This window comes from Nonomuraea sp. IBHARD001 (genome assembly GCF_056106265.1).
The window spans coordinates 6,450,959-6,477,634 of sequence record NZ_JBWBBW010000002.1; the positions used below are offsets into that span (position 1 = coordinate 6,450,959).

Annotated in this window: 22 protein-coding genes; 6 read left to right on the plus strand and 16 right to left on the minus strand. The window is 71.2% G+C overall.

Going from position 1 to position 26,676, the window contains the following annotated elements; translation table 11 throughout:
* Positions 1 to 174 precede the first annotated feature (174 nt).
* Positions 175 to 873, plus strand: a complete 699-nt coding sequence (locus tag ACTWNK_RS31300; protein WP_474308448.1) for a LuxR C-terminal-related transcriptional regulator — start codon at positions 175 to 177, stop codon at positions 871 to 873.
* Between the two features lie 186 nt (positions 874 to 1,059).
* On the opposite strand, the gene ACTWNK_RS31305 is transcribed toward ACTWNK_RS31300, so the two are convergent.
* The 13 genes from ACTWNK_RS31305 to ACTWNK_RS31365 form a co-directional block, all read right to left on the minus strand.
* Complete coding sequence (locus tag ACTWNK_RS31305; protein WP_474308450.1) at positions 1,060 to 1,947, minus strand: thioesterase domain-containing protein; 888 nt, start codon at positions 1,945 to 1,947, stop codon at positions 1,060 to 1,062.
* Positions 1,944 to 5,243, minus strand: coding sequence for a non-ribosomal peptide synthetase (locus tag ACTWNK_RS31310; protein WP_474308452.1), 3,300 nt, complete (start codon positions 5,241 to 5,243; stop codon positions 1,944 to 1,946). Before ACTWNK_RS31310 ends, ACTWNK_RS31305 begins: the two co-directional genes overlap by 4 nt.
* Positions 5,240 to 6,406: a M20/M25/M40 family metallo-hydrolase gene (locus tag ACTWNK_RS31315; protein ID WP_474308454.1), complete on the minus strand. Its 1,167-nt coding sequence runs from the start codon at positions 6,404 to 6,406 to the stop codon at positions 5,240 to 5,242. Before ACTWNK_RS31315 ends, ACTWNK_RS31310 begins: the two co-directional genes overlap by 4 nt.
* Positions 6,403 to 7,230, minus strand: coding sequence for an acetylglutamate kinase (gene argB / locus ACTWNK_RS31320; protein ID WP_474308456.1), 828 nt, complete (start codon positions 7,228 to 7,230; stop codon positions 6,403 to 6,405). Before argB ends, ACTWNK_RS31315 begins: the two co-directional genes overlap by 4 nt.
* A 14-nt stretch (positions 7,231 to 7,244) precedes the next feature.
* Positions 7,245 to 8,264: an N-acetyl-gamma-glutamyl-phosphate reductase gene (gene argC / locus ACTWNK_RS31325; protein ID WP_474308458.1), complete on the minus strand. Its 1,020-nt coding sequence runs from the start codon at positions 8,262 to 8,264 to the stop codon at positions 7,245 to 7,247.
* Entirely contained in the window at positions 8,252 to 9,121 is an 870-nt protein-coding gene (locus tag ACTWNK_RS31330) for a RimK family alpha-L-glutamate ligase (protein WP_474308460.1), read from the minus strand. Before ACTWNK_RS31330 ends, argC begins: the two co-directional genes overlap by 13 nt.
* Positions 9,118 to 9,312 (minus strand): lysine biosynthesis protein LysW, encoded by a 195-nt coding sequence (locus tag ACTWNK_RS31335; protein WP_474308462.1) that lies wholly within the window; start codon positions 9,310 to 9,312, stop codon positions 9,118 to 9,120. Before ACTWNK_RS31335 ends, ACTWNK_RS31330 begins: the two co-directional genes overlap by 4 nt.
* A complete protein-coding gene (locus ACTWNK_RS31340; RefSeq protein ID WP_474308464.1) occupies positions 9,309 to 10,244 on the minus strand; it encodes a transketolase family protein in 936 nt (311 codons plus the stop codon). The genes ACTWNK_RS31335 and ACTWNK_RS31340 overlap by 4 nt, the downstream gene beginning before the upstream one ends.
* Positions 10,241 to 11,071, minus strand: a complete 831-nt coding sequence (locus tag ACTWNK_RS31345; protein ID WP_474308466.1) for a transketolase — start codon at positions 11,069 to 11,071, stop codon at positions 10,241 to 10,243. The genes ACTWNK_RS31340 and ACTWNK_RS31345 overlap by 4 nt, the downstream gene beginning before the upstream one ends.
* Positions 11,068 to 12,378 (minus strand): DegT/DnrJ/EryC1/StrS family aminotransferase, encoded by a 1,311-nt coding sequence (locus ACTWNK_RS31350; protein ID WP_474308468.1) that lies wholly within the window; start codon positions 12,376 to 12,378, stop codon positions 11,068 to 11,070. The genes ACTWNK_RS31345 and ACTWNK_RS31350 overlap by 4 nt, the downstream gene beginning before the upstream one ends.
* Positions 12,375 to 13,364 (minus strand): BtrH N-terminal domain-containing protein, encoded by a 990-nt coding sequence (locus ACTWNK_RS31355; RefSeq protein WP_474308470.1) that lies wholly within the window; start codon positions 13,362 to 13,364, stop codon positions 12,375 to 12,377. Before ACTWNK_RS31355 ends, ACTWNK_RS31350 begins: the two co-directional genes overlap by 4 nt.
* Complete coding sequence (locus ACTWNK_RS31360; RefSeq protein ID WP_474308473.1) at positions 13,361 to 13,948, minus strand: hypothetical protein; 588 nt, start codon at positions 13,946 to 13,948, stop codon at positions 13,361 to 13,363. The genes ACTWNK_RS31355 and ACTWNK_RS31360 overlap by 4 nt, the downstream gene beginning before the upstream one ends.
* A gap of 117 nt (positions 13,949 to 14,065) precedes the next feature.
* Entirely contained in the window at positions 14,066 to 16,234 is a 2,169-nt protein-coding gene (locus tag ACTWNK_RS31365) for an amino acid adenylation domain-containing protein (protein WP_474308475.1), read from the minus strand.
* 184 nt (positions 16,235 to 16,418) lie between these two features.
* Here ACTWNK_RS31365 and ACTWNK_RS31370 point away from each other — a divergent pair, with 184 nt between their 5' ends.
* From ACTWNK_RS31370 to ACTWNK_RS31390, 5 genes are read left to right on the plus strand one after another with little or no spacing between them, the layout of a single operon-like run.
* On the plus strand, positions 16,419 to 19,748 hold the full coding sequence (locus ACTWNK_RS31370) for a non-ribosomal peptide synthetase (protein ID WP_474308477.1): 3,330 nt from the start codon (positions 16,419 to 16,421) through the stop codon (positions 19,746 to 19,748).
* Entirely contained in the window at positions 19,745 to 20,929 is a 1,185-nt protein-coding gene (locus ACTWNK_RS31375) for an acyl-CoA dehydrogenase family protein (protein ID WP_474308479.1), read from the plus strand. The genes ACTWNK_RS31370 and ACTWNK_RS31375 overlap by 4 nt, the downstream gene beginning before the upstream one ends.
* Complete coding sequence (locus tag ACTWNK_RS31380; protein WP_474308481.1) at positions 20,913 to 21,998, plus strand: acyl-CoA dehydrogenase family protein; 1,086 nt, start codon at positions 20,913 to 20,915, stop codon at positions 21,996 to 21,998. Before ACTWNK_RS31375 ends, ACTWNK_RS31380 begins: the two co-directional genes overlap by 17 nt.
* 4 nt (positions 21,999 to 22,002) lie before the next feature.
* Positions 22,003 to 23,238: a cytochrome P450 gene (locus ACTWNK_RS31385; RefSeq protein WP_474308483.1), complete on the plus strand. Its 1,236-nt coding sequence runs from the start codon at positions 22,003 to 22,005 to the stop codon at positions 23,236 to 23,238.
* A gap of 53 nt (positions 23,239 to 23,291) precedes the next feature.
* Positions 23,292 to 23,672, plus strand: a complete 381-nt coding sequence (locus ACTWNK_RS31390) for a RidA family protein (RefSeq protein ID WP_474308485.1) — start codon at positions 23,292 to 23,294, stop codon at positions 23,670 to 23,672.
* A 41-nt stretch (positions 23,673 to 23,713) separates the two neighbouring features.
* Here the strand turns inward: ACTWNK_RS31390 and ACTWNK_RS31395 are convergent, their stop codons facing one another.
* Genes ACTWNK_RS31395 through ACTWNK_RS31405 form a run of 3 tightly spaced genes read right to left on the minus strand, consistent with a single transcriptional unit; the run spans position 23,714 to position 26,607 of the window.
* On the minus strand, positions 23,714 to 24,637 hold the full coding sequence (locus ACTWNK_RS31395; protein ID WP_474308487.1) for a methionyl-tRNA formyltransferase: 924 nt from the start codon (positions 24,635 to 24,637) through the stop codon (positions 23,714 to 23,716).
* The gene (locus tag ACTWNK_RS31400; RefSeq protein ID WP_474308489.1) at positions 24,634 to 25,848 is read right to left on the minus strand and encodes an argininosuccinate synthase; all 1,215 of its coding nucleotides are present in this window, start codon (positions 25,846 to 25,848) and stop codon (positions 24,634 to 24,636) included. Before ACTWNK_RS31400 ends, ACTWNK_RS31395 begins: the two co-directional genes overlap by 4 nt.
* Positions 25,849 to 26,607 (minus strand): HalD/BesD family halogenase, encoded by a 759-nt coding sequence (locus ACTWNK_RS31405; protein WP_474308491.1) that lies wholly within the window; start codon positions 26,605 to 26,607, stop codon positions 25,849 to 25,851.
* Positions 26,608 to 26,676 lie beyond the last annotated feature (69 nt).

Here is a 26,676-nt window from a genome sequence, read left to right on the forward strand (position 1 = left end):
CCACTTGCACAACCTGATTCGGGCCACCCGCCCGGCCAGATCGCACCACGTTGGTCGCCGACCGGCGATATGGGGGGACGCGATGTTCACTTTGTCGGCGTCGGCAGGAAATAGATCGACACCAGCAGCGGCACCTAGCGCGGCGGCGTCCGCATCCCGGCAGGTGGCATAACCGTGCAAATCCGGGTACTGATCTGCGATGAGACCACCCTCGTCCGTGACGGCCTCCGTACCATGCTCGATGCGGAGTCCGACATCACGGTCACCGAGACCACCGACAGCGGTCAGCACGCCATCATGCTGGTCCGCGCCCACCGGCCGCACGTCGTGGTCACCGGGCTGACGCTGCAGGGCATGCTCGGCATCGAGCTGATCCGAAGGCTCCTGCGCGAGAAACTCGACCCGCTCCCCCGCATCGTGGTGTTCGCCACCAACGAGCACGACGACACCCTCACCAACGACACGCTGACCAACGTGCTGCACGCGGGCGCCAGCGGCCTGCTGACCAGGGAGACCAGCCGCGACGACCTGGTCGCGGCGATCCGCACGGTCGCGGGCGGCCAGGCGATGCTCACCCCGAGGATGACCCAGCGCCTGCTCGACTGGTTCAGGCAGCACAAGGCCGAGCCCGAGGACGTCCTGCAGCCCTACGCCGCCGCGCTGACCGAGCGTGAGCGCGAGGTGCTGCTGCTGACCGCGCGCGGCATGTCGACCGAGGACATCGGGGTCGCCCTGTCGATCTCGGTCGCCACCGTCCGGACGCACATCTACCGGTTGCGCAACAAGCTGCAACTGCGGGACCGTGCCCAGCTCGTCTCCTTCGCCTACCGGGCCGGCATGATGCAGCCCGAACTGGACCTGGCCGACCGCTGACCCCGGGCGGCCCCGCACCGAAGAGCGCACGGCACGACGGAGAGCGAATGGCCGCCGCGGCACCGGAGGCGGCCGTGCTCCGGACCTACCGGACCCCCGGCCGGGGCGGCGGCGTGCCGCCCCGTCCGGGCCCGGAGTCCCGCGCCGGAATCCGGCCCCCGAGGTCTCTGGTCCGCGCCGCCTGGCTCACAGCCTGGCGACCGCCTCCTGTACGGCGCCCGCCACGGTCGGCAGGTTCTGCTCGCTGAAGACGTTGTAGTGGTCGCCCTGCAACGGGATGTCGACGAACTCCCCCGTCACCTGCCGCTTCCACCCGGCCGTGCTCGTGGAGTGCCCCTGTGCGATCAGCGCGTAGACCGGCCCGCCGTACGGCGCGGGCGGGTGGTAGCGGTAGAGCGCCTCGGCCGCCCCGGCGAAGATGTGGTAGCGATGCCCCATCTCCTCGTCCGACAGGCCGAGCGACACACCGGTCTTGGCCAGCATCTCCGGCACCGGGATCACCCCGCCGGGCAGCGGCTCCAGCAACCAGGCCAGCGACTCGGTCGGCACGCCCTGAATACGGGAGACGTCGTAGACGAACTGCCTGCGCAGCTCCTCGTCGTCGGGCACCAGCACGCTGAGGTCCTCGGCGTACTGGGCGTCGAACAGCACGACAGGCTGGTGCCCGCCGCCCTGCTCGGCGTGCTGGCGGGCCACCTCGAAGGCCAGGCAGGCGCCGAACGACCACCCGGCCAGCACGCACGTCGACAGGTCCACCTGCTCACGCAGCTCGCCGAGTATGCGGGTGGCCACGCCGATCAGCCGCCGTTCCACCGGCAGGTCGCGGTCGCCGACCTTGCTGGTGCAGCCGAGCACCGTCGGGCCCTCGGCCAGCGCCCTGGTCAGCGGCACGTAGCAGAACAGCGCGCCGCCGCTGGGGTTCATCAGCACCACGTTGCGCCCGTCGCCCGCGCGCATGACCACGGCCGGGCTCTCCTTGGCCGCGGCGGCCGCCTTGCGGGCCAGCATCTGCTCATACAGCTTGCGCTTCTCGGGCGTCAGCCTGGCCAGCTTGTCCGCGTGGGGGGTCGTCATCGGTTCTCCTCCTCGAGACGGGCGTTGACCTCGTCCTCTGACATCGACTCGAGCATCGCGAACAGCTCGTCCTCGTCCATGTCGTCCACACGCTGGGCGTCGACGGTCTCGGCGATGTGCGCGGGCGTCGGCGAGAGGAAGAAGTCGGCCAGCGAGATCTGCACCTTGAACCTGCGGTTGATCGACGAGATGAGCTGAGCGGCCTGCAGGCTGTTGCCGCCGAGCTGGAAGAAGTCGTCGGTGACGCCGATCCCCTCCACCCGCAGCAGCGGCGCCATGATCTCCTGCACCAGCACGCGCTCGGTCTCGGTGCGCGGCTGGGCGACCGGGCCGCTGCCCGACAGCGGGTCGGGCGCGGGCAGCGCCCTGCGGTTGACCTTGCCGCTGCTGTTGAGCGGCAGCTCGGGCAGCACCACGAAGTACGAGGGGATCATGTAGGCGGGCAGCCGACCGGCCAGGTGCTCGCGCAGGGCGTTGACATCGGGCAGGTCGGACCCGGCCGAGACGTACCCGACCAGGTGCCGCTCGCCCGCCGGGTCGCTCCACGGCTCGACGGCGACCTGGGCGATGCCGGGGAAGGTGGAGATGCCCGCCTCGACCTCGCCGAGCTCGATCCGCAGGCCGCGGATCTTCACCTGCTGGTCGATTCTGCCGATGAAGACGATTCGGCCATCCGAAAGCCGCTTCACCAGGTCACCGGTCCGGTAGAGCCTGCCACCCGGCGCGGTGCCGAACGGGTCGGCGACGAACTTCTCCTCGGTCAGCTCGGGCCGGTTGAGGTACCCCCTGGCCAGCCCGGCGCCGCCGATCACCAGCTCGCCGGGCACGCCGAAGGGCACCGGGCTGAGGTGCTGGTCGAGCACGTGCGCGATGTGGTTGGTCATCGGCAGGCCGATCGGCGGGGTGTTGTCCCAGACGCCGGGGCACTCCTCGACGATCATCGTGACCGTGCACTCGGTCGGGCCGTACCCGTTGAACAGCCGCCGTCCCGGGTTCCACCGGTTGACCAGCTCGGCCGAGAAGGCCTCGCCGCCGACGAAGACGATCCGCAGGTCGGTGAAGCGCTCGGGCTCCAGCAGGTTCATCACGGCGGGCGGCAGGTCGATGACCGTGATGCCGGAGCGCTCCATGAGCTCCTGCAGCCGTTCGATCGAGAGCCGCTCGTCGTCGGTGGCCAGATGCAGCGAGGCGCCGTTGAGCAGGGCGGCGAACGTCTCGAACACCGACACGTCGAAGTTCAGCGAGGCGAACCCGAGCACCCGGTCGTCCTGGGTGAGCTCGAACAGCTCGGTGCAGGTGTCGACGAAGCTGACGACCGAGCGCTGCTCGATGAGCACGCCCTTCGGCCTGCCGGTCGAGCCCGAGGTGTAGATGATGTACGCCACGTCGCCAGGCGCCGAGCGGGGCTCCGGATCGGCGGCCGACTCCGCCGCCAGCGCCTCCCCCAGCCGGTCGAGCTCCAGGACCGGCCTGCCGGGCTCGCCCAGCCTGCCGGTGAGGGAGGAGTCCGACAGCACGGCCAGGGCGTCGGAGTCCTCCAGGATGTCGGCGATGCGGGCCGCCGGATTCGTCGGGTCGAGCGGCAGGTAGGCCGCGCCCGACTTCAGCACCGCCAGCACCGAGACGACCAGGTCGGCCGAGCGCGGCAGGGCCAGCGCCACCACCTTGCCCGGCCCGGCGCCGAGCCCGATGAGATGGTGGGCCAGCCGGTTGGCCCGCTCGTTGAGCTCGGTGTAGGAGATCGGCGTGCCGCCGACCACCAGCGCCGTGCGGTCGGCGCGCACGGCCGCGACGGCGGCGAACTCGGCCGCGAGCGTCACCTCGCGCACCTCGCGCTGCGGCGCGGCGGCGAACGACAGCAACCTGGCGTTCTCCTGCTCGTCGAGGGCGTCGATCCACGACAGCGGCGTCTGCGGGGCGGCGCAGGCGTTGACCAGCAGCTTGCCGTAGTTGGCGGCGAAGCGCTCGATGGTCTCGGCGTCGAACAGGTCGGTGCTGTACTCGACCTGGATCCTGCTGTGCTCGCCGTGCCTGGTCACACCCCAGGCCATGTCGAACCTGGAGGTGCCGGTGGCGATCTCGATGTCGGTCACCTTCGTGCCTTCGAGCTGCACGGGCGGCGCGAAGTCGGTCAGCGCGAACGCGATCTGGAACAGCGGCTGGCGCGAGGGGTCGCGCGGCGGCCTGACCGCCTCCACCAGCTTGCCGAACGGCAGGTCGCCGTTGGCGAAGGTGTCCTGGATGACGCTGCGCGCCCGGTCGATCAGCTCACGGAAGGACGGCTCGCCCGACAGGTCGAAGCGCAGGACCAGCTGGTTGATGAAGAAGCCGGTCACGGTCTCGACCGAGCTGAAGCGCCTGTTGGCGTTCGGCGAGCCGATCACCACGTCGTCCTGGCCGCTGTAGCGCTGCATCATCGCCGCGAACCCGGCGGTGAAGATGACGAACGGCGTGACGCCGATCTTCCTGGCCAGGCCGTCGACGGCACGGCCCACCTCGGGCGGCAGGTCGTACTCGACCGCGGTCCCGGCGAACCCGACCTGCGTCGGGCGCGGCCGGTCGGTGGGGAACTCCAGCACCGGCGCGTCGCTGAGGCGCTTGAGCCACCAGGCGCTGAGCTCGTCGGTGCGCTTGCCCTGCAGCCACTCGCGCTGCCAGATGGAGAAGTCGGCGTACTGCACCGGCAGCTCGGTCAGGTTCGGCTCGCCGCCGTGCCTGGCCACCCGGTACAGCTCGGCCAGGTCGGCGGCGAAGATGGTCTGCGACCAGCCGTCGAACACCATGTGGTGCACGTTGAACATCAGGTAGTGGTCGTCGTCGGCCAGCCGGTACAGCCTGGCCCGCCACAGCGGCGGCGTGTCAATGCGGAAGGGCACCCTGGCCTCGGCCTCCAGCAGCGCCCGCGCCTGCTCCTGCGAGCCCGCCTCGATGACCGGCAGCTCCACGGGCAGCTCGGCCGAGATCACCTGCATGGGCGTGTCGCCCTGCTCGACGACGTGGGTGCGCAGCGACTCGTGCCTGGCCACGACGCCCGCGAGCGCCGTACGCAGCGCCTCGACGTCCAGCTCGCCTTCGAGGCGGTAGCAGAACGGCATGCTGTAGGTGGGCTCGTCCGGCGAGAGCCTGTGGTGCGTCCACAGCGGCTCCTGGTTGAACGACAGCGCCACGGGCCCGCTCCCGCGTCTGGCCGCGGGCCCCTTGTTGGAGGCGGGCTCCACCTCGGCCCGCAGCTGGGCCAGCAGTTGGGCGCGCTTGTCCTCGGGCAGCCTGGCCAGCCTCTTGAGAATCTCGGTCATTGGTCCCTCCGTATCTGGGCCAGCACGGGCTCGTCCAGGTCTTCCACGGCGTCGTGCGCGGCGGCGGGCGCCGCCTCCTGCGCGGGCAGGGTGTCGCTAAGGTCGATGAGAGCGCTGGAGAGCACCGCGATGCCGCGCAGGTAGTCGGCGAGCACGATGTGCTCGTCCTCCGCATGGTCCAGCGCGCTCTCGCCAGGCCCGTAGGTGGCCATCGGCAGGTCCCACACCTCGGCGAGCGTGTTCATGTCCGACGTGGCGGTCTTGAGCTTGGCCGTGGCCCTGCCCTGCTGCTCGGCGATCCCCGCCGACAACGCCCGCACGACCGGGTCCACCCGGCTGGTACGGCAGGCGGGCACCGAGTTGACCACGGTGAGGCGCCCCTCGGGCAGCCGGGCGCGCAGCGCCGCGACGAGCCCTTCGGCGTCGAAGCCGATCGGCGTGCGCACGCACATGTCGACCTCGGCCGAGACCAGGTCGCCGCTGATCGACACCAGCGTGGCGCCCGGCAGCCCGAACGCCGCGTGCCCGGAGTCGGGCGGCAGCAGGTCCAGCAGCGCCTGCCAGCTCGCCGCGGCCAGCTCCGAGGCCTTGGGCAGCGGATTGGTCTGGTGCGTGTGCGGCCGGGAGACCTCGTAGCGCAGGTCGAGCTTGCCCTTGTAGCCGAGCACGACGCTGGACCAGCCGCTCGGCTCGCCGACGATGAGGGCGTCCGGCTTGGGGTGGTTGTTGCGCACGGCCATGGCGCCGCGTGAGCGCGGGGTCTCCTCCTCCACGACGCCGATCACCACGACCTTGCCGCGGAAGCCGGGCGTTCCGGCGGCGGCGCAGATCATCGCGGCCAGCGGGCCCTTGGCGTCGACGGCGCCCCTGCCGTACAGGCTGCCGTTGATGGAGCGGACGGGCAGCGCGCCGGGGACGGTGTCGAGGTGCGACAGCAGCATGACGGTCGGCCCCTCGCCCCTGACGATCTCGCCGACCACATTGCCCGCGGCGTCGATGTAGGCGCTGAAGCCGAGCTCGCGCATGGCGCCGACGAGGCTCGCGGCGAGCGCGGACTCGTGGTAGGAGGGCGAGGGGATCTCCAGCATCCCCCGCAGCAACCCGATCGCGTACGTCTCGCTGAGCTGCTCGGTCCCTCCTGTGCGCCAACGTTCGTCTCTCATGGCCTCGCCTCCATGGTCTCGGTCAGCACGACGGACGTGGCCTGTCCGGCCATCGCCGTCGTCACCGGTCTGGGGCGGCGGCCGTCGGCGATGAGCACCCTCGGCACGCCCCCGTTGATGGCCTCCCTTGCGGCCACCAGCTTCAGTCCCATTCCTCCGGCCGCGTAGCCGGGCAGTGAGTCGCTCCTGAGTTCGCAGATCGACAACATGTCGCCGTTCTCGTCGAGGACGCCCGGCGCTCCCGTCAGCATCACCAGCGTGGTCGCGCCGACCGCCGCGGCCACCGCCGCCGCCACCCGGTCGGCGTTGGCGTTGACCGGCCTGCCGTCCTCGGCCATGGCCGGAGGTGAGATCACCGGCACCAGCCCGGCCGTCAGCAGCGTGCGCAGCAGGGCGGCGTCGACGTGGGTGACGCGGCCGGTCTGGTTGTCCCTGACCACGCGCGTGAGCCCGTCGACCGTGGCCCGCTGCGGCCCCTTCCTGCGGGCGCGCAGCAGGGCGCCGTCCAGGCCGGTCAGGCCGATCGCCCGCACGCCCGCCGCCGCCAGGGCCACGAGCAGGCGCGGTTTGGCCGCTCCCGCCAGCGCGAGCGTGACCACCTCCAGCATGGCCGGGTCGGTGTAGCGCGCCTCGACGCCGTCGGGCGCGCGCATCGTACGGCCGGGCACGCCGAGGCGCTCGGCCAGGCCCTCGATGTCGGCCGAGCCGCCGTGCACGACGATCACATCGGCGCCGCCGTCACGCAGGACGGCCACATCGTCGCAGATCGCCACAGGGTCGACGGCGGCGTTCCCGCCGCACTTGACCACGGTGATGCCAGTCACAACCCTCGCCTCTGTCAGTTGGGGTGCAGGCCGGCGAAGCTCAGCCCGGTCCGTTCGGGCCAGCCGTTCCTGATGTTCATGGCCTGTACGGCGTTGCCCGCGCCGCCCTTGACCAGGTTGTCCAGCGCGGCGACCAGCAGGACGTCACGCCCTTCGACCGCGAATCCCACGTCGCAGTAGTTCGAGCCGGACAGGATCTTCGGTTCGGGCAGCCGGTACAGCCCGCGCTTCTGGCTGACCACCCGGACGAACGGCTCGTCGTGGTAGGCCTCCCGGAAGGCCGCGCGCACGGCCCGCTCCTGCACGCCTTCGGCGAGCCTGGCCCGGCACAGCACCTGCACGCCGCGCACGGCCTCGACGCCGGTGGCCGTCATGCTGACCTCCAGGCCGGTCTCCTGGACGATCTCGGCCTCGTGCCTGTGCCCGATGGGGGCGAACACCCTCAGCACGCCCGACCGCTCGGCGTGCAGGTTCTCCGAGCCCGCCGACGCGCCCGAGCCGCTCGACCCGGTGCGGGCGTCGACGGTGACCCGGCCCTCCAGCAGCCCCTGCCTGGCGACCGGGCGCAGCGCCAGGATCGCCGCGGTGGCCATGCAGCCGGGCACGGCGACCCGGTCGGCGGCGCGCAGCCGCTCGCGGTAGACCTCGGGCAGGCCGTACGCGAAGCCGGGCAGCAGGTCGGTGGCCTCGTGCGCGACGCCGTAGTGGCGCAGGTACTGCTCGGGGTCGCGCAGTCTGAAGTCGGCCGACAGGTCGAACACCTGAGGGGCCAGGGCGAGCAGGTCGGCCATCCGCGTCATGGTCTGGCGGTGCGGGGTGGCCAGGAACACCATGTCGTAGGTGTCGAGTTCGCCCGGCTTGACGAAGGTCAGGTCGGTCAGGCCGCGCAGGTTCGGGTGCGCGCCGTCGACCCGGCGGCCGGCCAGCCGTTCGGAGGTCGCCGCCGCCACCTCGATCTCGCGGTGACCGAGCAGCAGGCGCAGCAGTTCGCCGCCGATGTAGCCCGAACCGCCGACGATCGCTACGCGCGCCACTCGTCCACCCCTGTCAGCAGGTGCTGCACGATCCGGTCCGCGACGTCGACCCGGTCGGCCATCGCCCGCTGGAAGCCGGAGAACTCGACGGTGTCGTTGACCTCAAGCAGCAGGAGCTTGCCGTCCTTGTCCTCCACCAGGTCGACCCCCGCGATGTCGGCCTCGGTCGCCCTGGCGGCGCCGATGGCCAGCCTGACCAGCTCGGGCGTGCTCTCGCACGGCTCGGTCACCGCCCCGCGCGCCACGTTCGTCCGCCAGTCGTCGCTGCGCCGGTAGGTGGCGCCGAGCAGTTCGCCGCCGACCACCAGCGCCCGGATGTCACGGTCGGGCTTGTCGACGAACTCCTGCACGTAGACGACGTGCGACTGCGGTGAGGGCAGGGCGGCGATGTACTCCAGCACGGTCTCGGCGACCTGCCGGTCAGGCACGAAGGTGACCAGCCGCCCCCACGAGCCGACCAGCGGCTTGAGCACGGCCGGATAGCCGATCTCCTCGATGGCGGTCAGCGCGGCCTGCGGGGTCAGGGCCAGCGCCGTCCTGGGTGCGGGCAGCCCGGCGGCGCGCAACGCCATCGAGGTGCGCCACTTGTCGCCGCACACCTCGGTGGCCTTGGCGCTGTTGACCACCAAGGTGCCCATCGCCTCCAGGCTGTGCGCCGCGTAGGCGGCCCTGACCTGGCCGATCTCCCGGTTGAGCGCACGTTCCCACGGGCGCGGCGCGACATCGGCCGAGCTCCACAGGGTCCGGCTGTCGACGTGCACGTAGGAGACGCGGCGCCGCTCCAGCGCCTCGAAGATCCGTTTCTCGTCGGCCCGGATCCTGGAGGCGACCACGGCGACGGTATCGCGCAGCGTCACTCGCCCCAGTCCTCCTCGACGTCCGGCGCGAGACCGACGAGGACGGGCTCGACGGAAAGGACCTCGAGCTCGGCACGGCACTCGCCGCATTCGAGGATCTCGTTCAACCGCGGCGACGCGGGAAGGGCGACCGAGCCCTCGCACTCGGGGCAGGCGACCATGTCCATCTCCTCTTCGTTGGGTGCTTTCACGTCAGGCGGTCCAGCCGGGAACGCACGCTTCGCGCGACGCCTTCGGCGGTCAGGCCGTGCTCGGCCATAAGCCGCTCCTGGCCGCCGACGGCGCTGACGAAGGCGTCGGGCAGGCCGAGGCGCAGCAGCGGGCGCGGCGCGTGCTCGGTGAGCGCCTCCGCGACCGCCGAGCCGAGCCCGCCGACCCGCCAGTGCTCCTCCACCGTGACCACGAGCGCCGCGGTGTCCACCGCCGCGACGAGGGTCGCGGTGTCGAAGGGTTTGAGTGTGTGGGCGTGCAGGACGCCCGCCTCCGTGCCGTCGGCCGCCAGCAGGTCGGCGGCGCCGAGCGCCGCCAGGCCCGGCAGCGGGCCGCAGCAGATCAGCAGCACCGGGCCGCCCTCGCGCAGCCACTGCATGCGCCCGAGCACCGCCCTGCCGCGCTCGGGCAGCTCGGGCGTCGGCTTGCGGCCGAGCCTGACGTACGCGGGGCCCGGCAGGTCGGCGACCTGGTCGAGCAGCTCGGTCGTCGAGGCGGCGTCGGCGGGGACGACCACGGTCATGTTCGGCAGGGCGCGCATGACCGCGAGGTCTTCCAGGGCGTGGTGCGTGGGACCGAGATGCCCGGCCGATACGCCGCTGTGCGTGGCCATGATCCGCACCGGAAGCGCGTTGTAGGCGATGTCGATCTTGACGGCTTCCAGCGCGCGTGAGGCGGCGAAGGCGGCCATCGTGTTGACGTAGGGCCGCCACCCGGAGGCGGCCATGCCCGCCGCGACGCCCATCAGATTGTGCTCGGCGATGCCGAGATTGATGTAGCGGTCGGCGGCGCCGCCGAAGTCGACGCCGGTGAACAGGCCGGTGTCGGTGTCGAGGCACACCGCCAGCGGGTCGTCGGCCATGCGCTCGACCAGGGCGTCACGGTAGACCGCGCGCAGCGCCTGGCCGCTCATCGCCTGCCGCCGTTGTCGTCGAGCACCCTGGTCATACGGGTGTGCATGCGCTCGGACAGGCTGGCGTAGTGGCTGTTGACCTTGCCCGCGACCATCGGCAGGCCCTTGCCCTTGACCGTGCGCGCGATGAGCACACTCGGCCTGCCGGGCTCCCACGGCGCACCGGCCAGCGCCTCGCGCACCGCCTCGTGGTCGTGCCCGTCGACCTCCCTGACCGCCCAGCCGAACGCCCGCCACCGGTCGGCCAGCGGTTCGAGCGAGGCGATGTCCTCGGTGGCGCCGGTCAGCTGCAGGCCGTTCCTGTCGACGATCGCGACCAGCCCGTCGGCCCGCTGCGCCGCCGCCCCGATGGCCGCCTCCCAGCACGAGCCCTCCTGCAACTCCCCGTCGCCGAGCAGCACGAAGGTACGGCGGCGCACCGGGCCCGGCGAGAGGCGTGCGGCCAGGGCGAACCCGAGCCCGAGCGCCAGGCCGTGCCCGAGCGAGCCGGTCGGCATCTCCACCCCGGGCACCGCCCGTACGGGATGGCCCATCAGCCGTCCGCCGGGCCTGCCGTAGGTGTCGAGCTCGGCCACGGGCAGGATCCCGCGTTCGGCCAGCGTGGCGTACAGCGCGATGGCGCCGTGCCCCTTGCTGAGCAGGAAGACGTCGCGCTCGTCCCAGGGGTCGAGGCGCAGGACGGAGAAGTACAGCACGGTGAGCACGTCGGCGCACGACAGCGAGCCGCCCAGGTGCCCGCCTTCGGGTCCGGCGCACATGTCCACGATGTGCTTGCGGATGCGCAGCGCGGTCGCCGCCAGGTCCACCTCGTGCACGGCCGTGGTCATCGCGCCGACCTCGCCAGCGTCGCCACGGTGTCCAGATGCGACCAGACCTTCTCGAAGCCGTCGGCGTAGTGGTCGAGGGCGGGACCGGCGTCCGGGTTGAGGTGGCGCTTCTGCAGGGTGAGGGAGTCCTCCAGCACCGCGCGGGTGACCGGGTGGTCGCGTTCGGGCGCCGCGTCGGCCGCGGTCCACGGGTAGCCGGAGCCGAAGCCGGTCCTCTCGGTGAAGACCTTCTGCTCCGGCAGCGGCATGAGCTGGTAGCGCGAGACCGGCACGCCCTCGGCGCGCAGCAGCCGGTGCAGCGCCGCCCGGAACGCGGCGGGCCGTACCCCTTCGATCCCGGCGGCCTCGGCGTCGAACCTGAAGCGCAGGATGTGCCAGGCGTGCGTGCTGCCCGCCGCGACCGTCGGCACGGTCAGGCCCGGCAGTGCGGCGAGCCTGCCGAGCAGCTTGGCGACATTCGCCTGCCTGGCCGCCTCGTAGGCGTCGAACCGGTCGAGCTGCGACAGCGTGAACGCGGCCTGCACGGTGCTCAGCTTGTGGTTCCAGCCGAGCTGGTAGGAGATGTAGTCGCGGTCCTTGCCCGCCTCGATCACCTCGCCGAACTGCCTGCCCATCCTGGCCCTGGCCGCGATCTCGTCGGAGGTGATCGTCAGCAGGCCGCCCTCGCCGCACGTCGGCAGGTTCTTGGTGACCTGGAGGCTGAAGGCTGCGGCGTCGCCGAGCGAGCCGACCGGCCTGCCCCGGTAGGAGACGCCGTGCGCCTGGGCCGCGTCCTCGATCACCGCCAGGCCGTGCGTCCTGGCCAGGGCGTTGAGCTCGTCCATGGGGGCGGGGTGGCCGTGCAGGTGCACCGGGATGATCGCCGTGGTGCGCGGGGTGATGAGCGCCTCGACCTCGGCCGGGTCGAGGGTGAAGGTGACCGGGTCGACGTCGGCGAACACGGGCACCGCCATCTGGTGCACGGGGGCCAGGCCGCTGGCGATGAAGCTGAGCGCGGGCACGATCACCTCGTCGCCCGGCCCCACACCGAGTGCGGCCAGGGCCAGTTGCAGCGCCGTGGTGCCGTTGGAGACGCCGACGCAGTGCGCCGCGCCGCAGCGCTCGGCCCAGCGCCGCTCCAGGAGCGACACCGCGGTCTCGCCGTCGGTGTTGGACACGAGCGCGGAGCCGTCGAGCACGTCGAGCACGGCCGTGCGGTCCGCCTCGGTGATCACCGGCCAGGGCAGGGTCCGCAGCCCCTTGGGTACGGCGGGGCTGCCCCCGAACGCGGCCAGGCGCTGGGTCCTGTCGGTCGTGGCGCTGGTCAAAGGGCCCCCTCGGTAGCCTCGTGCAGGCCGGTGACCGCGGCCTGGTAGCGCTCCAGCAGACGCCTGCCGTGCCTGGCCAGATCGGGCGCGGCGGCGGCGGGGTCCTTCCTGCCGTGCGCCGCGGTGATCCGTACTCCGGTCCAGGCGTGTGCGACCGACTCCACCAGCCGCGCCGCCTCGCGCAGCGCGGGGACGTCCCAGCGCTCGCCCCACGTCCTGAGGTACTCCGCGTGCAGGGCGGACTGCGCCTGGGGGCCCCATCCGAACGGGTAGGCCTCCTCCAGCGCGCCCGCCTCTCCCGCCGACGCCCTGCCGACCAGGTCGCCGACGAAGGCCCGCACGCCGTTCAGGCCGGACAGCTCCTCGTCCTGCGCCTCGAAGGAGGCGATCGACTGCTCGACGACCTTGCGCAGGAAGGCGGGCGTGGTCCGCGGTGTGTCCGGGGCGACGTGCACGGTGAGGTAGCGCCTGCCGATCCCGGCGTCGCTGAAGAAGGCGTCCTGCACGTCACGCGGATTGGCCGAACTCCAGGCCGACAGCAGCGCCTCGATCGGGATCGGCCCCTGGTAGTCGGGCGGCATGGCGTCGCTGACGTAGGCCTGCTCGTCGTCGACGGCATGCACGGTGATGAGGTGCGCGGCGTGCACGTCGTGGTAGGCGGGCCTGAACGGCAGGTGGTAGTTGTCGACGGCGACGACGACCGAGTCGCCGTGCAGCAGCGCCGCACGCAACGACGCCAGCGGGTCCGACTCCTGTTCGGGCAGGTGCCAGGCGGTGCTGAGGCCGTGGTGCGGGGCCAGGCTGCGGCCCAGGTCGCCGGGGTGGCGGCACGGGTAGTAGAACTCCTCGGGCCGCACGTCGCCCGGCTTGAACAGGAACTCCCAGTGCGCGCCGAGCACGTCGACGGGCTCGTGGCCCGCCTGGGCGATCGCCGTGGCCAGCGTGGCCTGCAGGCAGCTGATCAGGTCGCGGTAGAAGAGCGTCATGTGCGCTCCTGAAGGGTCAGCGCGAAGACGTGGATGGCCAGGTTGCGCGGCAGCCTGACCCCGCGCAGCGGCGCCCGGCGGGTGACCGGGACGCGCTGGCCCCACATCAGGGCCTCCACGCGCTCCTGCACGTGGTGCGGGTAGTGCATGACGGGCGTCTCGAACACCTTGATCTCGCCGAAGGCCGGGTGCGCCTGGGCCCAGAAGTCCGAGACGCGTACCGCCTCGAAGTCCACCTCGCCGCCCTCGAAGTGCAGCGCCACACTGTCCTCCGTACGGCGCTCGGAGGCGACCAGCAGGTGGATCCAGTCGTAGTCGCCCCTGGGCAGGTCGACGTACTGCCCGGCGCAGCGCACGTTGTCGCCGCCCGGGTGGCTCTCGCCCAGTTGGAAGGGCACGCCTCCCGCCGCGACCTGCGCGCCGGGGGCGGGCAGGTGCTCGGCGGGAAAGGAATTGCGCCAGACGTTGAAACCGCCGGACGCCGTTTGCCCGGCGGTAGAAATTGCGCGGTTGTTCCAGTGCGCGGCCAGCTCGACCGCGCGAAATCGCGCGTCACCTATTTCCGCGGGAAACCCGAAGCTCACGTGCGTCCTCCGTGGATTCGTGCTGCATTCCGAATCTACGAGGCCGCCGCCCGGGGCCACATCCGCACCGCCGGGATTCTGGGCGACACCATTTGTTGAGTAGAATTACCGGCCGGATCAACGCTGTGATGACAACGGGTCCGAGGCCAGTGCGCTCTCCACGAGCGCCACCGCGAGGTGCTCGACCGTCGGCCCCGCGTAGACGGTGCGCATCGACACCTCCACCCCGAAGTCCTGCCTCAGCCTGGCGGTGAGCCTGGCGGCCAGCAGCGAGTGCCCGCCGAGGTCGAAGAAGCTGTCCTTGATGCCGATGCCGTCCCGGCCGAGCACCTGACCGAAAAGCTCGGCGAGCACGTGCTCGACCTGGTCCCTCGGCGCGACGAAGTCACGCTCGGCGGGCGCCTGGGCCGGCGGGGCGGGCAGTGCGGCGCGGTCGGCCTTGCCGTTGGGCGAGAGCGGCATGCTCTCCAGCGCGACGAACACCCCGGGCACCATGTACTCGGGCAGCCGCTCCCCCAGCCGTTCGCGCATGTCCTGCTCGGCGAGCGGCTCCCCCCTGTGCACGAGATAGGCGACGAGCCCGTTCCCGTGCACGGTCACCACGGCCTGGCCGACGCCCGGCAGGTCCATGAGCGCGGCCTCGATCTCGCCGAGTTCGATGCGGAACCCGCGCAGCTTGATCTGGTGGTCGATGCGCCCCAGGTAGTCGAGCGCGCCGTCGGGCCGCCACCTGACCAGGTCGCCCGTGGCGTACAGCCGGCCCTGCGGCAGGTGCTTGAACCGCTCGGCGGTGAGCTCGGGCCTGCCGAGGTAGCCCCTGGCCAGTTGCACGCCGCCGAGGTGGAGCTCGCCGGGCACGCCGACGGGCTGGGGGCGCCCGTGCGGGTCGAGCACGTGCGTGGTGGTGTTGGCGATCGGCCTGCCGATGGGCACGGTGTCCTCGCCGGGCGCGCACGGCCACCAGGTCACGTCGATGGCGGCCTCGGTCGGGCCGTAGAGGTTGTCCAGGCCGGCGCCCAGCCCGGAGGCGAAGAACCTGCGCGCCAGTTCCACCGGCAGCGCCTCGCCGCTGCAGACCACCTGGCGCAGCGAACCGCAGGCCGACAGGTCGGCCAGGTCGAGGAAGAGCGCCAGCATCGACGGGACGAAGTGTACGAACGTCACGCGCTCGGCCTGGATCTCGGCGGCCAGGTAGGCCGGGTCCCGGTGGCCTTCGGGCCTGGCCACCACCAGCGTGGCGCCGGTCGTCAGCGGCCAGAAGAACTCCCACACCGACACGTCGAACCCGCACGGCGTCTTCTGCAGCACGGCGTCGCCCGGTCCGAGCCGGTAGGTCTCCTGCATCCACAGCAGCCGGTTGAGCAGGCCCTCGTGGGTGTTCATCACACCCTTGGGCTGCCCGGTCGAGCCCGAGGTGTAGATCACGTACGCCAGGTCGCCTGGCTCGGGCGGCCCGGACGCGTGCCCCGGCACGTCTTCGACGTCCTCGTCCACGCAGATCACCGTGGCGCCCGGCGCCTCCAGCCGCCCGGCCAGCGCCCGCTCGGTGAGCAGCACGCCCGCCCTCGCGTCGGCGACCATGTACGCCAGCCGCCCCACCGGGTATGAGGGGTCGAGCGGCAGGTAGGCCCCGCCCGCCTTCAGCACCGCCAGCAGCGCCACGACCAGCTCGAACGAGCGCTCAAGATGCACCGCGACCAGGTCGTCGCGGCCCACGCCCAGCGCCCGCAGATGCCTGGCCAGCCGATCGGCCCGCGCGTCGAGCTGCCCGTAGGTCAGTCCGGCTCCGCCGAAGCGCAGCGCCACCGCGTCCGGCCGCAGCCCGGCCTGCCTGCTGATCAGCTCGGGCACGAGCGGCAGGGCCGGATAGGGGGTGTCGGTGGCGTTCCATCCGGCCAGCTGCTCCAGCTCGGCCGAGGTGAGCAGCGGCAGCCGCGACAGCGGCAGCGAGGGATCGGCCGCCAGCACGGTCTCCAGATGCCCGGCCAGCCGTACGGCCCTGCCGGGGTCGTGCGGGGTGCTCTCGTCGCCGACGCTCAGCGTGTCCGGCGTGAGCTCGACGCGCAGCCCGTCGGCCCGCATCGTCAGCACGGGCGGCCCCGCGCCGAGCCGGTCGGCCAGCTCGGCGAGCGAAGGGTCGCCCGCCAGGTCGGCGACGATCTCGCCGTCCGGCACGCCGATCGTGATCCGGTCCAGGCCGCTGTAGCGGTGCAGCACGGCGGCCAGGGCCGCGAGCACCGCGCCCGTGTCCGGCCGAGACTTGTCCGTTGACAGCTCAAGGTGCATCGAAAAGACCTTCCGGACGGAATTCAAATGGCACTGTACGCCTCGCCGCGGACCCGCGGAATATGGGAAATGCACTATTACAAGTTTCTTGACGCCGGGCCTTCCCCGATTACGTGCACCGTTTCACCGGACTTCACGCGCTCACGGATGCCGCTCGGGAAACCGATCCCTAGTGTGGATTGACATGAGCGAGCTGAGTGACGATTTCGCACGGCGGCCGGGCGACCATAGGGCCGAGCTGCTGAACAGGGTTCGGTCACAGGGTGGCGCGGCCGTCATGGTGCCGAGGACCGACGACGGACCGGCCCCGCTGTCGTTCTCCCAGGAGTCGCTGTGGTTCCTGGACCAGTTCGCGCCGGGCCTTTCGACCTACAACGTCCCCTCGGGCTTCCGTATCCGGGGCGACCTGCGGCTGGCGGAGTTCCGCGCCGCGCTGGCCGATGTGGTGGCCAGGCACGAGTCCCTGCGGACCAGCCTGCACGAGCACGGCGGCGAGGGCGCCCAGCACGTGCACCCGAGCGTGCCCGCCGACCTGCCGCTGATCGAGCCGCCGGGCGCGACGTCGGCCGAGAGGCTGGCCGCCGCCCGCAAGCTGGCCACCGACATCGCCCGCGAGCCCTTCGACCTGACCCAGGCGCCGCTCTGGCGGGCCAGGCTCATCCGCATCGACGACGACGACCACCTGCTGGTGCTGGTCGTGCACCACGTGGTGTGGGACGGCTGGTCGCTCGGTGTCTTCAGCCACGACCTGGCCGCCTACTACGGCCTGCGCACGGGCGTCGAAGGCGTCGAGGCGCCCGCCCCGCTGGCCCTGCAGTACGCCGACTACGCGCACTGGCAGCGCGCCTGGCTGCAGGGCAAGGTGCTGGATGACCTGACGACGTACTGGCGCGAGCGGCTGACCGGCGTGCCGGTGGTGGAGTTCCCCACCGACCGGGCCAGGCCGGCCGAGGCCACGTTCGACGGCGCCACGCTGCACCGCACGCTGCCCGAGGACGTCATGGCCGACCTGCACGCCCTGGCCAGGGAGACGGGCGCCAGCACGTTCGCGGTGTATCTGGCCGCCTTCCTCATCGTGCTGCACCGCCACACCGGCCAGGAGGACCTCACGGTCGGCTCGGCCACGGCCAACCGGGGCCGCACCGAGGTCGAGCCGATGATCGGCTACTTCATCAACATGCTGGTCCTGCGCAACGACGTGTCGGGCGACCCCACCGTGCGCCAGCTCGTCGCACGCGTGCACGAGGTCGTCCAGGGCGCGATGGCACACGGCGAGCTGCCCTTCGACCGGGTCGTCGACGCGGTCAGGCCGCCGCGCGACCCCTCGCGCACGCCGCTGTTCCAGATCGGCTTCGGCCTGCAGAACCTGACCCAGCCGCCGGTGCTGCCCGGCCTGTCGATCAGCTCCGAGGCGCCCGACCTGGACACCGCGCGTTTCGACATGACGTGGGCGCTCAGCGAGACGGCCGACGGGCTGACGTTCTCGCTGGAGTACAACACGAACCTGTTCGACGCCGGGACCATGGCCGCCGCCGCCGGACACTACGAGCAGGTGCTGCGGGCGCTGGTGCCGTACCTGGACACCACGATCTCGCGGGTGCCGGTGCTCGACCCCGACGAGCGCGAGGAGTTGCTGACGCGCTGGCTCGGGCCCGAGGCGCCCGCCGCGACCACGACGCTGGCCCAGGAGTTCGAGCAGGCGGCCGAGCGCGACCCGGACGCGGTCGCCGTCTGGGTGGGCGGCGTGTCCACCAGCTACGGCGAGCTGAACCGCAGGGCCAACCAGCTGGCCAGACTGCTCGGCGAGCACGGCGTCACCAGGGGCGGCCGGGTGGCGCTGTCGATGCCGCGCGAGCTCGACCTCATCGTGGCGCTGTTCGCCACGCTCAAGGCGGGCGCCGCCTATGTGCCGATCGACTCCTCGCACCCGGCGGGCCGGGTGGCGGCCATGCTGGCCGACGCCGCGCCCGCCGTCGTGCTCTCGCACAGCTCGGTGGCGTCGAGCCTGCCGCAGGACGGGCCGAAGGTGCTGGCGCTGGACGAGCTGGCCGACGCGCTGGCCGCCTATCCCGACACCAACCTCGACACCGGGCCCGAGCCCGGCGACGTGGCCTACATCCTGTTCACCTCGGGCACGACCGGCCGTCCCAAGGGCGTGCTGATCGAGCATCACTCGGTCGTGGGCTTCGTCGACACGATCGCCCAGATGTTCGAGATCGTGCCGAGCGACCGGATCGTCGCCTTCGCCTCGCTGACGTTCGACGTGTCGGTCTTCGAGATCTTCACCGCCCTGTGCAGGGGCGCGCGGATCAACCTGGTCAGGGACGAGGAGCGGCTCGACATGGAGGCGCTACAGCGCCTGATCGAGGACGGCGGCACCACGATCATCGACCTGCCGCCTTCGGTCATGGCCCTGCTCACGCCCGAGCGCTTCACCGCCTGCCGCCTGGTCATGGTCGGCGGCGAGATGTTCAACGGCGAGCTGGTCAACCGGTGGAACAAGCGCAGGCGCCTGTTCAACGGCTACGGCCCGACCGAGTGCACGGTCGCGATGGTGTACTACGAGTGCACCGGGCACTTCGAGTCGGGGCCGCCGATCGGCCTGCCCTATGCCAACCATGTGGCGCACGTGGTCGACCAGCACCTGGAGCCGCTGCCGTACGGTGTGGCCGGTGAGCTGGTGATCGGCGGGGACGGGCTGACGCCCGGGTACCTGAACGACGCCTTCCTGACCCGGCGCAAGATCGTCGCCGACCCGTTCGGCACGGCCAGGGGCGGGCGGCTCTACCACACGGGCGACCTGGTCAAGCGGCTGCGCGACGGCAACCTGGTCTGCCTGGGACGCATCGACGCCCAGGTGAAGATCCGCGGCCAGCGCATCGAGCTCGGCGAGATCGAGACGGTACTCGCCACGCATCCCGACGTCGGGCAGGTCTCGGTGCAGGCGTGGACCGACGACGAGGGCGACAAGCACCTCGTCGCGTACGCCAGCCCGGCGTCGGGCACCAACCCCGAGGTGACGCAGTTGCGCGGCTTCGCGGCCGAGCACCTGCCCAGGCACATGGTCCCCGCGTACGTGGTGCTGCTGGATCAGCTGCCGCTGACCGTGGCCGGCAAGGTGGACGCCCGCGCGCTGCCCGCGCCCGACGAGAGCGCGCGCACCGGCGGCGCGAGCGCCGAACCGACGACCGAGACCGAGCGCGCGCTGGCCGAGGAGATCTTCGCTCCGCTGCTGCGGCTGAGCAAGGTCGGCATCCACGACAACTTCTTCGAGGTCGGCGGCAACAGCCTGCAGGCCACCCAGCTGATGTCCAGGATCAGGGACCGCTTCAACGCCGACATCGGCCTGGCCGAGTTCTTCCGCTCGCCCACGGTCGCGCACCTGGCCGGGGTGATCGACGCCCAGCGCCAGGAGTCTCTCAGCGACGAGGAGTTGCTGGCCCTGCTGGAGCAGATGCCCGAGGAGGACGTGGCCAGGCTGCTGGGCGCGGCCGAAGGCGACACCGAGGCATGAACTTCGCCGAGAGCGACGACGAGCGGGCGTTGCGCGCCGAGGTGGGCGAGGTCCTCGCGACCCCGCAGGTACGCCAGGCGCTCGGCGACTACGCCGCCGCACTGGCCTCGGGCGAGCGCGAGCCCGACGTCAGGCCGCTGTACCGGACGCTGGCCGCGCACCGCCTGTTCGCCCCCAGCTGGCCCAGGGAGTACGGCGGGCGCGGCGCGAGCCACCTGGAGGCCGCGGCCGTCATCGAGGAGCTCGTGCGCGGCGGCATGCCGGACATGCTGCAGGTGCTCAGCGTGCAGATCGTCGGACTGTTCCTGCTGCAGGCGGGCTCGGCCGAGCAGAAGGCGCGCTACCTGCCGCAGCTGGCGTCGGGCGAGCTGTTCGCCACCGTGCTCTACACCGAGCCCGAGGTCGGCTCGGACCTGGCCTCGCTGCGCGCGGTCGCGGTGCGCGAGGGCGACGGCTACCGCCTGTCGGGCACCAAGGTGTTCGGCCTGAAGAGCGGCATGAGCGACCTCGGCCTGTGCGCGGTGCGCACGGGGACGGGCTCGACGAAGTACGAGGGCATCAGCCTGTTCCTCGTCGACCTGCACGCCGAAGGCGTGCGCCGGGGCAACATCGCCAGCATCTCCGACGAGCAGTACGACCGGGTCGAGCTCGACCAGGTCAGGGTCGAGGGCGAGGCGCTGCTCGGCGCCGAGGGCGAGGGCTGGTCGCTGCTGACCAGGTGCCTGGCCATCGAACGCACCGGCCTCGACTACTCCCTCAAGGCCGCCCGATGGTACGACGCCACCCTGTCCGGCCTGTCCCCCGCCACGGCCGACGCCGCCCTCCTGGAGGAGATCGGCAGGTACGGCGCCGCCGTGGACGCGGGACGGCTGCTGGCCTGGAACTCCATCAGCAGGCTCGGGCACGGCCCGCTCGACCCGACGGTCGCGGCCGTCGCGAAGTACCACACGAGCGAGACCGCGCACCAGGTCGCCACCTGGGCGGCGCTGGTGCACGGCCACGGCTACGCGCGCCACGGCCTCACCCGGGAGAAGGCCGCCGTGCTGGAGGCCGGGTACCGGGAGGGGCCCGGTCTGACGCTGTCGGCCGGGACCTCGGAGATGATGCTCGAACTCGTCGCCAGCGCCGCCTTCGAGCGGCCCGACCAGCGGGAAGGCGGCGAAGGTGGACCTCAGACCTGATCCGGTCCTCGAACGCCTCAGCCGCACGGTCCGCACCCGGCTGAGCACCGCCGACGCCGGGCCCGACGGCTCCTCGGCGCAGGAGTCGCTGGCCGACATCGACGGCTTCGCCTTCGCCGCGCCGATCGAACTCGGCGGCTTCGACCTGGGCCTGACCTGCGGCGTGGTCATCGCGACCGAGCTCGGCCGCCGGGCGCTCACCGACGTGTACGGCGGCGGCATGCTGCTGCTCGACGCGCTCAACTCCGCGGCCGGACAGGCGGCCGGGCTCGCCGACCTGGGCGCGGGCGTCGTGGCGGGCAAGCAGGGCGTGCTGACCGGCGGCCTGGACCCGCGCACGCCCGGCGCCACGGCCGTCAGACAGGGCGAGCGGCTACGGCTGTCCGGCTCGGTCGCCGTCGACGACACCGGCGTCGAGGGCGCGGTGTGCTGTGTGGCCGTGTCGTCGGGCGAGGAGGGGCTGCTGGTCGTGCTCGCGCCCGAGACGTGGCGGCCGAGGGCCGGGCGCGCCTTCTCCTGGAACGCCGACGGCCCCGCGGGCGGGCACAGCCCCTTGCTGCTGGACCTGGACGGCCTGACCGTCGAGTCCGGCCAGGTCCTGGCAGGCGCGGGCGAGGCGCTCGTCCGCCATCGGGTCAGGCACGCGGGCTACCTGCTGGGCCTGGCGCTCGGCGCGCACGCCCTGGCCGTCAGGCACGCGGCGAGCAGGCGGCAGTTCGGCAGGTTCGTCCTGGACAACCAGGCGGTGGCCTTCCCGCTGGCCAAGGCGCAGATCGACCTGGAGGCGGCCAGGCTGCTGGTGCACCAGGCCGCCTGGCGCGCCGACGCGGGCCTGCCGCTGGCCAGGCACGCGGCCGAGGCGCTGGCCTGGACGGCCGAGGTCTCCCTGCGCACGATCCGCACCGCCGTACAGGTGCACGGTGCGCGCGGGCTGACCGTCGAGGCGCCCGTGCACCGTTTCTACGACGTCGCCAGATCCGAGGTCACCAGGCTGGGACCGCCGGGCGCCCTCTGGCAGGAGGCCGGGCTGCTCCGGCTGACCGAGACCGATCATCCCGGGAAGGGCTGAGCACATGCGCTTGATGGGGGCCGGAACCGAGCCGGCTTCGCTGGACGAGATCGACCTGTACGGCACCGAGCTCTACCGCTCGGGCGACCCGCACGGCGCGTGGCGGCTGCTGCGCAAGGCCGCGCCCGTATGGCGCCAGGAGGCTCCCGACGGCACGCCCTTCTGGTCGGTCACGCGCTACAAGGACGTCGTCGACCTGCTGCGCGACACCAAGAGGTTCAGCTCCGAGCACAGTACGATGCTCAGCGTCCTGCAGCGCGACACCGCGGCGGGCAAGGCCATCCACCTCATCGACCCGCCCAGGCACAGCCAGGTGCGCGGCACCACGATCAGCGCGCTGTCGGTCAGGGTGATGCGCGCGCACGAGGCCAGGATCAGGGAGCGGGTGGCCAAGCTGGTCGCCTCGGCCGTGGCCGACGGCGAGAGCGACCTGGCCAAGCTGGTCACCATGCTGCCGATGCTGGTGGCGGGCGAACTGCTCGGCATCCCGCCGCAGAAGTGGCCGGAGGCGGCGCACTGGACGGTGGCCAGCATGGCGCCGGAGGACCCGGCGTTCTCCATCGGCAACGAGACGGCGACGTTGCGCGCGGCGCACGTGTTCCTGTTCTCGATGTTCATCGAGCTGATCGCCGAGCGCAGGGAGAACCCGGGCACCAACGACCTGGTCTCGCTGCTGCTGAAGATGGAGGTGGACGGGCGACCGGCGACCGACGAGGAGGTGCTGGTCAACTGCTACGCCTTCATCATGGGCGCCAATCCGACCATCCCCCAGGCGGCCTCGCACCTGGTGCTGACGATGGCCCAGGACCCCGAGCTGTGGCAGCGCGTGCGCCGTGCGGGCAAGGGCCAGCTGTCCACCACGCTGGAGGAGGCGCTGCGCTGGTCCAGCCCGGTCAACCATCTGCTGCGCCGCACGACGCAGGAGGTGACGCTCGGCGAGCACGTCGTGCCCGAGGGCGGGCTGGTGGCGGCGTGGATCGGCTCGGCCAACCGGGACGAGGAGATCTTCACCGATCCCTATACCTTCGACCCGTTCCGCAATCCCAATCCGCATGTGGCGTTCGGGTACGGCTCGCACCGGTGCATCGGGAACTCGCCCGCGCAGACCGGGGTGCTGTTGCTGCTGGAGGAATTGGTACAGCAGGTCGAATCGTTCGAGCTTGCCGGAGAAGTCCGTCATTTAGGATCAAACTTCCTCAATGGCATCACGAAGTTACCCGTGTCACTGCGAGGGGCATGAGTAAGGTGCATTAGGCCGGACGGTGATGCCGTGCGTGTGAAAAACTCTTGACCATGCAGATGCGCACGATTACCTCGCCGGAAACCCCTGATACCGGCACATATGCGGACGCCAAGGAGTTGACCGGGCATTCCCGGCTGCTCTACATCAGCGGCCAGATCCCCGAGACCGCGTCCGGCCATGTGCCCACCGATTTCGAGGAGCAGTGCAGGCTCGTCTTCAGCAACATCCTTTCGCTGCTGAAGAACGCCGACATGGACTACACCAACCTGGTGAAAATCACTATCTTCCTCAGCGACCGCAAATACCGGCGGACGCTCGCCCAGGTGCGCAACGAGCTGCTCGCCGGGCACGATCCCGCGATGTCCATCATCATCGCCGGGATCTACGACGAGGTCTGGCTGCTGGAGATCGAAGCGGTCGCCGCCGCGTAACACGCGACGACGACCGCTCCGGGTGCACCTGCGCCACGGGGTCAGACCAGGTAACCCCGCACCGTTCTGAAGTAGTCGATGGCCCGCACCGGCGGGCCATCCTCCGCCTGCACCTGCAGCAAGATCAACCCACGGGCGTCGGGGTCGCCGCGCCTGCCACAGGCCACCGCGATCCCGTCCTCCGTGGCCCTGACGATGCGTCCGGGCGTGCCGCAGTAGCCGCGCTGCTTCGGCGGCCTGGCCATCTTCACCATCAGCCGCCGCCCGTCGTGCGTCGTCCAGGCGTTGACGAACGGGTCGCTCTGGCCGCGTACCAGGTCGTAGGTGGCCGTGGTGCTGTCACGCCAGTCGATCCTGGTGTCCTCCAGGCCGATCCGGTGGTAGAACGTGCCGCCCGACGTGGGCTGACGCTCACCCTGGTGGCCCTTCTCGATCAGGTCGAGCCCGCGCAGCGTCACCGGCACGTACTCCACCATCAGCTTCTGCAGCACCAGCCCCGCGGTGTCGTCCGGGCCGATCGGCACCATCGCCCTGGTCACGATCGGGCCGGTGTCGAGCTCGGCGTCCATGTAGTGCACGGTCAGCCCGATCTCGGACTTGCCGTCCCTGATCGACCAGTTGACCGAGCCGAACCCGGCGTACTCGGGCAGCAGCGCGTCGTGCACGTTGATCGCACCGAGCCTGGGGATGCGCAGCAGCTCGACCGGAGCCCTGGTACGCCAGTTCGTCGACACGATCGCGTCCGGCCCGGCCTGCGCCACGCGCTCCCAGATCTCCGGCTCCGTCGCCCCCGCCGACAGGGCGATCGGCAGGTTGAGCTTGGTGGCCAGCTGTTCCACGTCGGGCTCGCCCAGGCCGCTGAACTCGACCGGATGGGTGAGCACCATCGCCACGTCGTGCTTCTTGGCGATACCGGCGAGCACGTTGGCGCCGAGCTCGCCGTACCCCATGAAGACGATCCTCATGCGGTGGCCCTTCCGGACCTGAACCTGACGGTGTTGACCTTCATGTAGCCGGCCGAGTCCTGCTGCTCGAAGACGTTGTCGGCCTCGAACGTGGCGAACGCGGTGTCGTAGCGGCTGTGCGGTGAGGTACGGCCCGCGACCTGGACGTTGCCCCGGTACAGCAGCAGCGTCGCCTCGCCGGTCACGACGTCCTGGCTCCAGTCGATCGCCGTCTGCAGCATCGCGCGCTCGGGGGCGAACCACAGGCCGCGGTAGACCAGGCCCGCGTACCTGGGCATGAGCTCGTCCTTCAGGTGCAGCACCTCGGGGTCGAGCACCAGCGACTGCACGGCCCTGTGCGCGTGCCACAGGATCGTTCCCGAAGGCGCCTCGTAGACGTTGCGGGTCTTCATCCCGAAGATCCGGTTCTCCACGATGTCGAGCCTGCCGACGCCGTGCCTGGCGCCGATCTCGCCGAGCTCGCGCAGCACGCCGGCGGCCGACAGCGGCACGCCGTTGACCGAGACCGGGTTGCCGTGCTCGAAGCCGACCTTGACCAGCTCGGGCTCGGCCTCGGCCTCCAGCAGGTCCTTCACCCGGGTCAGCAGCCCCGCGGGCACGGGAAGCGCCGGGTCCTCAAGCGCCACGCCCTCGTAGGAGGTGTGCAGCAGGTTGACGTCGATGGAGTAGGGCCGCTCGCCGCTGCTGAGGTCGACCTCGATGCCGACCTTGTTCGCATAGGCGAGCAGGTCGTTGCGCGAGGTGAACTCCCAGTCGCGCCATGGGGCGATGACCTTGATGTCGGGACGCAGCGCGCCGTAGGTGTACTCGAACCTGACCTGGTCGTTGCCCTTGCCCGTCGCGCCGTGCGCCACCGCGTCCGCGCCGACCTCCTCGGCCACCCGCAACTGCGCGGCGGCGATGAGCGGCCTGCCGATGGAGGAGCCCATGAGGTACTGCCCCTCGTACAGGGCGTCGGCACGGTACATCGGGAAGGCGTAGTCGAGCGCGAACTCCTCGCGCAGGTCGACCACCTTGACGTCGGCCGCGCCGAGCGCCAGCGCCTTGCGCCTGGCCACCTCCAGCTCGGCGCCCTGCCCGAGGTCGGCGATGAACGCGGTGATCGGGCATTTGTAACGTTCCTGGAGCCAGACCAGCACCACCGATGTGTCCAGCCCACCGGAGAAGGCGAGAACGATGTGCTTGGGTGAACCGCCGGTGTTGCCCGTCACCTAGACCTCCACAGTTGCCGGTTCGGCCCACAGACCGTCCATGGTCTCGTGGGACAGTTCCATCGTCAGGTTCTGCGTGGACGCGTAACCCATGTTGATGATCTTGCGTGTTCCGTTGCTCACCGGGTAAACGCGATGCAGCGTCGTGTCGGTGCGCATGAGGTACAGATCGCCGGTGAAGAGCTCGACCGAGTAGATCGGGTTGTCGACCAGCGTCTTGTTGATCTGTGGATTGGCCTTGTTCCAGGTGGTGCCGGGCACGCACTGCACGAAGCCGCCGTTCTCCACCGCCGGGGTCTCGATGACCCACACGACGGCGAAGCTGTAGTCGTCCCAGTGCCAGCCGTGGGTGTCGCCGTCGCGCTCCAGCGCGGTGATGACGTACTGCTCGGGCTCGTACGGGCACACGTGCACGGGCTCGCCCGCCACTCGCTCCAGCGCCTTGAGCAGCCTGGCCGAGCGGTAGACGGCGGGGATGACCTCACCGTGCGCGGCGATCTCCTTGCGCCTGACGTTGCGCATCCTGCGGGGGCTGTGGTCGGTCTCCTTGAAGCTGACGTCCCGGCGGACGCTGCCGACCTCCAGCAGCTTGTTGACCTCGGCCGCGACGGCCGCTTTCACGGTCTCGGGGATAAGAAATGGAATCTTGGCGTAGCCCAGGTAGGAAAAAGTGCTCCAGGCACGCGTGATGAGTTCATCATTTACATTCGCGGCGAGATGAGCGTCTAGATCGCGTAACAGTGTCCCGACGTCAGGCATTGCAGTCCCCTCAGGGCCTCTCTGTGTGGAATAAACCGATGACCCGCGCCCCTGCGCGTGATCGATGGA

Coding starts and splice junctions, on each gene's coding strand:
- ACTWNK_RS31305 (WP_474308450.1), bottom strand. CDS start 1,947: ATGACGACCCCCCACGCGGACAAGCTGGCCAGGCTGACGCCCGAGAAG.
- ACTWNK_RS31310 (WP_474308452.1), bottom strand. CDS start 5,243: ATGACCGAGATTCTCAAGAGGCTGGCCAGGCTGCCCGAGGACAAGCGC.
- ACTWNK_RS31315 (WP_474308454.1), bottom strand. CDS start 6,406: ATGAGAGACGAACGTTGGCGCACAGGAGGGACCGAGCAGCTCAGCGAG.
- ACTWNK_RS31340 (WP_474308464.1), bottom strand. CDS start 10,244: ATGAGCGGCCAGGCGCTGCGCGCGGTCTACCGTGACGCCCTGGTCGAG.
- ACTWNK_RS31345 (WP_474308466.1), bottom strand. CDS start 11,071: ATGACCACGGCCGTGCACGAGGTGGACCTGGCGGCGACCGCGCTGCGC.
- ACTWNK_RS31355 (WP_474308470.1), bottom strand. CDS start 13,364: ATGACGCTCTTCTACCGCGACCTGATCAGCTGCCTGCAGGCCACGCTG.
- ACTWNK_RS31365 (WP_474308475.1), bottom strand. CDS start 16,234: ATGCACCTTGAGCTGTCAACGGACAAGTCTCGGCCGGACACGGGCGCG.
- ACTWNK_RS31370 (WP_474308477.1), top strand. CDS start 16,419: ATGAGCGAGCTGAGTGACGATTTCGCACGGCGGCCGGGCGACCATAGG.
- ACTWNK_RS31375 (WP_474308479.1), top strand. CDS start 19,745: ATGAACTTCGCCGAGAGCGACGACGAGCGGGCGTTGCGCGCCGAGGTG.
- ACTWNK_RS31385 (WP_474308483.1), top strand. CDS start 22,003: ATGCGCTTGATGGGGGCCGGAACCGAGCCGGCTTCGCTGGACGAGATC.
- ACTWNK_RS31390 (WP_474308485.1), top strand. CDS start 23,292: ATGCAGATGCGCACGATTACCTCGCCGGAAACCCCTGATACCGGCACA.
- ACTWNK_RS31395 (WP_474308487.1), bottom strand. CDS start 24,637: ATGAGGATCGTCTTCATGGGGTACGGCGAGCTCGGCGCCAACGTGCTC.
- ACTWNK_RS31405 (WP_474308491.1), bottom strand. CDS start 26,607: ATGCCTGACGTCGGGACACTGTTACGCGATCTAGACGCTCATCTCGCC.